The 2,117-nt window shown below is 65.0% G+C and carries 5 protein-coding genes; all 5 read left to right on the top strand.

Features of this window, described 5'->3' with window-relative positions; genetic code table 11:
• Positions 1 to 420, top strand: a 420-nt coding sequence (locus ACRDUX_RS28070) for an efflux permease Rv1217c-related protein (RefSeq protein WP_526418653.1), incomplete at its 5' end; no start/stop codon positions are given.
• A 9-nt stretch (positions 421 to 429) separates the two neighbouring features.
• Entirely contained in the window at positions 430 to 1,104 is a 675-nt protein-coding gene (locus ACRDUX_RS28065; protein WP_526418651.1) for a methyltransferase family protein, read from the top strand.
• Positions 1,105 to 1,146: 42 nt separating this feature from the next.
• Entirely contained in the window at positions 1,147 to 1,374 is a 228-nt protein-coding gene (locus tag ACRDUX_RS28060; protein WP_526418649.1) for an antitoxin, read from the top strand.
• Complete coding sequence (locus ACRDUX_RS28055) at positions 1,371 to 1,772, top strand: TA system VapC family ribonuclease toxin (protein WP_526418647.1); 402 nt, start codon at positions 1,371 to 1,373, stop codon at positions 1,770 to 1,772. The genes ACRDUX_RS28060 and ACRDUX_RS28055 overlap by 4 nt, the downstream gene beginning before the upstream one ends.
• A 157-nt stretch (positions 1,773 to 1,929) precedes the next feature.
• The coding region (locus ACRDUX_RS28050) for a DUF4126 family protein (protein ID WP_526418655.1) at positions 1,930 to 2,117 on the top strand (188 nt) is incomplete at its 3' end.

The following is a 2,117-nucleotide window of genomic DNA, read 5'->3' as shown; positions in this document are numbered from 1 at the left end:
CATCTGGTGTTCGCCGTCATCGGACCGGCGGTGACGATGTTGATCGCCGGTCTGGTGGCGGGACTGACCTACGGCGCCGCCGCGGGAGACGTCGCGGGCAAGCTACCGACGGTCCTCGGTACGGCGGCGGTGCAGATGCCCGCGGTCTGGCTGCTGGTCGCCGTCACGGTCGCACTGTTCGGTCTGCTCCCCCGGTTCACTCCGGCGGCGTGGGGCGTGCTGGTCGCGTTCGTCGCGGTGTACCTGCTTGGCTCACTGTCGAATTCACCCCGGTGGTTGCTCGACCTCGAGCCGTTCACACACGTCCCGCACGTCGGGTCCGTCGACTTCAGCGCGGCGCCTCTGCTGTGGCTGTTGGGCATCGACACGGTACTGATCACGTTGGGCGCCACGGCCTTTCGTCGTCGCGATCTACGATAGGGAGAAACCATGAAGATCGGACTGCAAACCATCGCGTCGATGCTGATCGGCGTGGCGTTCTTCGGCGTGGCCCTTTTCCTGCCCGCCGGGACGTTTCACTATTGGCAGGCCTGGGTGTTCATTGCCGTGTTCATCGTCACCACGATCGGCCCGAGCAGCTACCTGGCCGTCAAGGATCCCGCGGCGCTGCAGCGGCGCATGCACGCTGGACCGACCGCCGAAACCCGTCCCGCGCAACGAATCGCGATCTCCGCCACAATCCTATCGGTCGTGGCACTACTGGCGGTCAGTGCCCTCGATCACCGGTTCGGTTGGTCGTCGGTACCGCTGGCGGTGATCGTGCTTGGCAACGTACTGGTGGGCGTCGGTCTGCTGGCGGCCCAACTCGTCGTCTTCCAGAACAGCTACGCCTCGGCCAACATCACCGTGGAAGCCGGTCAAGAGCTGGCTTCCACCGGTTTGTACGGTCTGGTGCGGCACCCGATGTACGTCGGCGTCCTCGTCATGATGATCGGCACTCCCCTCGCACTGGACTCCTACTGGGGCCTCGCGGTCCTCATCCCCGGACTGTTGGCCCTCGCCGCTCGGATCGTCGACGAGGAGAAGTTGCTGACCGCCGAGTTGGCCGGCTACGACGAGTACACGCAGAAAGTGCGGTACCGGCTGGTGCCCGGGGTGTGGTGATTTACATCAATGCATCATGATGTGCTGATGCTAGGCTGAGCCATGCGGACGACCATCGATCTCCCCGATGACCTGCACCGACAGGCACAGGCAATCGCACGCGACACCCGTCGCACGTTGAGCGAGACCGTCACCGAGCTCATGCGGCGCGGCCTGGGCACCGGCAAGGTCACCGCGCTCTCGACGGATCCGAGAACGGGTCTGCCCGTCGTGAGCGTCGGCACCGTCGTCACGTCCGAGGACATCCGGTCCTTGGAAGACGAAGAATGACGACCCTGCTCGACGCGAACGTCCTCGTCGCGCTCGTCGTGGCCGAGCACGTACATCACGATGCAGCCGCCGACTGGCTGTCGACATCGGACACCAACTTTGCGACGTGCCCGATCACGCAGGGCAGCCTCGTACGGTTCCTGTTGCGCTCCGGGCACTCGGCGTCCGCCGCACGTGACGTAGTCGCTGCCGTCGGTGGAGTGAGCCGACACGAATTCTGGACCGATCACCTGTCGTTCGTCGACGTCGACTTGGGTGGCGTGATCGGTCACCGCCAAGTCACCGATGCCTATCTTGCTCAGCTCGCGCGAAGTCGAGAAGGGCAACTGGCGACACTCGACAGCGGGCTTGCGCACCTCCATGGTGACGTCGCCATGCTCATTACTGCCGGCAGCTGACGGCTGGTCGCCGACATCGCAACAAGTCGCTGACGGTAGAGGTGGGAACCGGAATAGACGGTCGAACCCGACGCCCAGCTTCCATACTGGACCCGTGGAGCAGCTGCTGACCGGTCTGGGCTTGGCGACCGCCGCCGGACTCAACGCCTATATCCCGATGCTCGCCCTCGGACTGCTCGCGCGCTTCACCGACGTGGTGAACCTGCCGCACGGCTGGTCCTGGATGGAGAACGGCTGGGTGCTGACCATCGTCGCCGTCCTGCTCGTCGTCGAGGTCGTCGCCGACAAGATCCCGGCGTTGGACTCGATCAACGACGCGATCCAGACGTTCGTGCGCCCCACCGC

It is taken from the genome of Mycobacterium sp. (assembly GCF_050701675.1).
GTDB lineage: Bacteria > Actinomycetota > Actinomycetes > Mycobacteriales > Mycobacteriaceae > Mycobacterium.
The sequence above is the reverse complement of the archived record's forward strand: the minus strand, read 5'-3'. Positions and strand labels throughout refer to the sequence as shown.

What these genes read in the sequence shown, in the direction of transcription:
- ACRDUX_RS28065 (WP_526418651.1), top strand. Translation starts at nt 430, where the DNA reads ATGAAGATCGGACTGCAAACCATCGCGTCGATGCTGATCGGCGTGGCG.
- ACRDUX_RS28060 (WP_526418649.1), top strand. Translation starts at nt 1,147, where the DNA reads ATGCGGACGACCATCGATCTCCCCGATGACCTGCACCGACAGGCACAG.
- ACRDUX_RS28055 (WP_526418647.1), top strand. Translation starts at nt 1,371, where the DNA reads ATGACGACCCTGCTCGACGCGAACGTCCTCGTCGCGCTCGTCGTGGCC.